The organism is Moorena sp. SIO3B2, from assembly GCF_010692525.1.
Classification (GTDB): Bacteria; Cyanobacteriota; Cyanobacteriia; order Cyanobacteriales; family Coleofasciculaceae; genus Moorena; species Moorena producens.
Window position 1 is genome coordinate 1 of sequence record NZ_JAAHHE010000478.1, and the last position, 4,055, is coordinate 4,055.

Genomic DNA, 4,055 nt, shown 5'->3' on the forward strand with positions numbered 1-4,055 from the left:
GCTCGCTTTGCTGCTTTTTTAGTAATCGGTAGTTCATCTGTCCAGTCAATCGCTTTCTGGATTAATTGCATCAAGTTTCGGACATGTCCACCACTCATTAGACAAAGATTCTTTAAGGTCTCACCGTTATCAAATACCGGCGGAAAATCTAGCCCGTCTACTTTCCCCTCTAGGGTTTGAAGCAAGTTGGGTTCGATCAGGGCAATCCGACGACGTATCAATTCCCTCATTTTGTCTAGGCCCCGTTCATTTTCTGTTCCGTCTGGATTGCAAACCATGATCATTGGCAATACATCAGGTTTATCGTAATTATTTTCCAGCTGAGTTGCCCGTCCTGAGTACACCATGGCTATTGGCACAGTATAAATTACATGACAAGCCAATCTTCGTAACATTTCACTGCGATTCAGATAAATTTCATCATAGTTACTTGGTTTCCCTATGTCTTGGGTTTCTGCCATGCGATCAAGGTTGTCAACAATCAATACAATTCCTCGACTATTAGCAGACTTAGCAGACAAGGAGTTTTGAGCTTCCTGGATAAAGTCGTTGAGGGCTTCTACTAGAGATGGCGTATTGGCGTTAATTTTTTGGCGGAGTTCACGCCGTTTATCTGGTGTTGCTCGAAGGTTAGTAGTAATCTTGGCAAACTGTGAGATTTGCCCTTCTAAACTTAACCCATCAAACGCTACCTCGGTCAGGGCAATATCCTTTAAGGATTCCCAACGATCTTTCATCCAATTTAGTAATGGATTATGCTGTTCAAGCTTAATTGCTTCCACCAAGTGGCGAGTGCAAGCAAAGAGAATATCTGCATAATCAGCATCTTGGGGTTCAATATATTCGTCATCTGCAGCAAAGTAAACCACCAAATACTTCTTTTGTTCTAAATGCTCTTTTAGCCGTAAAAGTTCAGGAGATTTTCCTACTCCTCGGTGCCCAGAGTATAGCTGGCATGTTGGCTTTTTAGACCGGGTAATTTTCCTTCCTAACTCTCGAGTAACCTCCCAACCTCCACGAACATCTTGACAGTCAACATAAGCCTTTTTTGGTGGAGGCTGAAAAGGTTCAAAGGAACTATATATTTCGCTCAGTAAGTCCAACGCCACGACTACCTCAAACAATGATTTAGTTTAGATATTACTTATTATAGTATATCAGGTTTAAATTGGGTTAGGAATTTTATTATTGGGAGTAGGGAGTATGGATTAGGGAGCAGGGATAAGTAAATAGGTAAAAAACTGTGTATTTTTTTACCATTATCAACGCTAAAATTACCTAAGTTATCATCCCGACAAAAAACGCGATGCTCTGAGCCGCTATGCGAGTCACGCGAAGCTTCCGCGCTTATGCGATCGCATTCCCTCAATCTAACCCATAATTCCTGGGTTTTGATCCCCCTAAATCCCCCTTAACAAGGGGGACTTTCCGGAATTAAACCTTTGATAAACAGGACTTTAATTACTCCCCCCAATGATCACGGGGGGCTGGGGGGGATCGAGATATAAAATGCTATATAAAGCCATGGAACCATTGAGCAACTACGCGATTGACCTGCATGTCACGCTAGGCGATCGCATTCCCTCAATCTAACCCATAATTCCTGGGTTTTGATCCCCCTAAATCCCCCTTAACAAGGGGGACTTTCCGTAATTAAACCTTTGATAAACAGGACTTTCCGGACTCCCCCCAATGATCACGGGGGGCTGGGGGGGATCGAGATAGAAAATGCTATAGAAAGCCATGGAACCATTGAGCAACTAAGCGATTGACCTGCATGTCACGCTAGGCGATCGCATTCCCTCAATCTAACCCATAATTCCTGGGTTTTGATCCCCCTAAATCCCCCTTAACAAGGGGGACTTTCCGGAATTAAACCTTTGATAAACAGGACTTTCCGGACTCCCCCCAATGATCACGGGGGGCTGGGGGGGATCGAGATATAAAATGCTATAGAAAGCCATGGAACCATTGAGCAACTACGCGATTGACCTGCATGTCACGCTAAGGGATGAAGCGTTCGCAAAGCGTGGCCCAAAGGCCTCAGCTTCCGCGCTTATGCGATCGCTTTCAAATATACCCTAGCAAAACGCTCTAAGAGGATATCTGAAAAGTTTTTTGATATTGAATTTTGCCCCCCTAGCCCCCAATTCTGGGGGGAACAAGAATCAATTTGTTGGTAAAAGTCCCCCAAAATTGGGGGATTTAGGGGGCTTTAATGTAGCAAATGAGACTTCTCAGACAACCTCTAAAAAAAAACGCGATCGCTACTACCAAATCAAGCAAAAAAACAAAAAAAGTAATCTAAACTTTTTCATAAATACCCCCTCCGTGCCAAAATTATTTTCAAAAAAAATCTGAAAATTACTTGACAACATAAAAAATATTTTATAAGATAAAAATGTCCTCGTAAAAAACACCTAAAACTAATCATGGACAATCAAGACTTTATCCCGAATTCCGATGATAATCCTAACAATCCTAATCCGCCTGAATCCTCTGGCGAATCCCGGCCAGGACGGAAGCAAATCAAACATATATTGATCGGTTCTCCCAAAACTGTGCGGATGACAATTTACAGCCTTTATAGCCTTGGCTACGCACAAGTTGATGAGTGGAGCACTCCTCAACCTACCGAAAATCCAGGTGAAGTAATCAGTATATTGATTCGATATCTGTCGGTAGATTAAGATAGCAACTTGCCAGGGATGCCAATCCCTGGCGACAAGGAAAAACCAAGGATAAAGGACAAAGTCTCAAGTGTCTGTGATTAGTACGAGGAATAGGTTAGTAGGTTGTTGATTGTGACAATTTGCTAACGAAATAGAGGACAAATAGTCAAGGACTCTAGGGTTGTTGACAATTACAAGAAATAATTCGGTCAAGCATTGGAATTAACCAGAACTTGACCGAATTTTTTTATTTTGATCATTGAGGGAACAGGGAATCGGGAATCGGAACCCACCCCTAACCCCTCCCAGGAGGGGAACGGGAATCGGGAATCGGGAATTGGGCAATTGTTGCGTAGGGTGCGTTAGGGGCGGGCTTGCTTTCATGTTCTCCTCTACGCGCCTGAAGCCGCCCCGTAACGCACCACCCAAAGACTTGTGATAGTGCAATAGTTTTTTTTAAACACCCACATCACCTATATCACCCCTAGTGCAAATGCAATAGTTTTTCCAATTATCCACGTTAACCACTTATACCTCCCATAGTGTAAATGCAACAGTTTTTTTCAACCACCACTATCTCCACACTTTCCACCCATTGCATCTTTTAAAAAATCGTGTTAATATAAACAATATCGTAAACACAATGGTTTTTCGCCATGATGATTTCTACCGCACAAGCCGCTGAATTACTAGGTATCTCTGCCACTCGCGTCCGTTTCCTGTTGAGCAAGGGCAGAGTTAAAGGTGCTTATAAAGTCGGTAGAACTTGGGTGATTCCCTTATTTGATGGCATGCCCGTGGTCACTCCTGGCACTCGTGGACCAAAGCGGAATTGGTCAAAGCGTACAAATTACACGAAGGCTGTGATCCACGTTAACCAGAAAGTGATTCGCCAAAATCACAACACCGGCGAAAGGAATCCAGTGATTACTGTCAAACGAGGCACTAATAACACTTACGGTCATACCGTAGAAGTCAATGGCCCTTGTCGGGTCATGTATCGCCCGGATAATCCCCTACACTGTGGAGCACGGGTATGGATTGAGACGATTTCTGACTTTAAAGTGAGCTGAGCCAGGTCTAAGGTCAATCAAACGTTGAGCCATTCCAACCCCACATATGTCTCTGGGCATCAGCAAATTCAATATAAATTCGGTTAAGTGCTACACCCAAGGTCTCATTAATCGTCTTGCAAAAATCCTGACTCATGGCCTTAGTTTGAGTGGGCTTCATGGTGCCAATATTTTTAATTTCCACATAGCAAACTGGGTCAAAGCTACCAGCAAACGTCATAGCAACACCAGGCTCAAACGCTGTCATCACATAAGCTTCAGGTTTACCCACATGCTCGGCTAGTTTTCCTGACAGGATTTTCAGCAACCC

5 protein-coding genes are annotated in these 4,055 nt (G+C 43.4%); 2 read left to right on the top strand and 3 right to left on the bottom strand.

What is annotated here, in order from left to right; all coding sequences use genetic code 11:
* Nucleotides 1–1,109, bottom strand: a 1,109-nt coding sequence (locus F6K38_RS36545) for an ATP-binding protein (protein ID WP_287359922.1), incomplete at its 3' end; no start/stop codon positions are given.
* A 1,323-nt stretch (nt 1,110–2,432) separates the two neighbouring features.
* Between F6K38_RS36545 and F6K38_RS36550 the strand changes: the two genes are divergently transcribed.
* Complete coding sequence (locus F6K38_RS36550; protein ID WP_008183892.1) at nt 2,433–2,690, top strand: hypothetical protein; 258 nt, start codon at nt 2,433–2,435, stop codon at nt 2,688–2,690.
* Nucleotides 2,691–2,894: 204 nt separating this feature from the next.
* On the opposite strand, the gene F6K38_RS36555 is transcribed toward F6K38_RS36550, so the two are convergent.
* Nucleotides 2,895–3,056 (bottom strand): hypothetical protein, encoded by a 162-nt coding sequence (locus F6K38_RS36555; RefSeq protein WP_154659774.1) that lies wholly within the window; start codon nt 3,054–3,056, stop codon nt 2,895–2,897.
* A 272-nt stretch (nt 3,057–3,328) separates the two neighbouring features.
* On the opposite strand from F6K38_RS36555, the gene F6K38_RS36560 reads away from it, so the two are divergent.
* Nucleotides 3,329–3,745 (top strand): helix-turn-helix domain-containing protein, encoded by a 417-nt coding sequence (locus F6K38_RS36560; protein ID WP_008188032.1) that lies wholly within the window; start codon nt 3,329–3,331, stop codon nt 3,743–3,745.
* Nucleotides 3,746–3,758: 13 nt separating this feature from the next.
* On the opposite strand, the gene F6K38_RS36565 is transcribed toward F6K38_RS36560, so the two are convergent.
* On the bottom strand, nt 3,759–4,055 hold a 297-nt coding region (locus F6K38_RS36565; protein ID WP_502709637.1), incomplete at its 5' end, for a phenylpyruvate tautomerase MIF-related protein.

Excerpts from the sequence above, each read along its gene's own strand:
- F6K38_RS36555 (WP_154659774.1), bottom strand. The coding sequence starts at position 3,056 with ATGAAAGCAAGCCCGCCCCTAACGCACCCTACGCAACAATTGCCCAAT.
- F6K38_RS36550 (WP_008183892.1), top strand. The coding sequence starts at position 2,433 with ATGGACAATCAAGACTTTATCCCGAATTCCGATGATAATCCTAACAAT.
- F6K38_RS36560 (WP_008188032.1), top strand. The coding sequence starts at position 3,329 with ATGATGATTTCTACCGCACAAGCCGCTGAATTACTAGGTATCTCTGCC.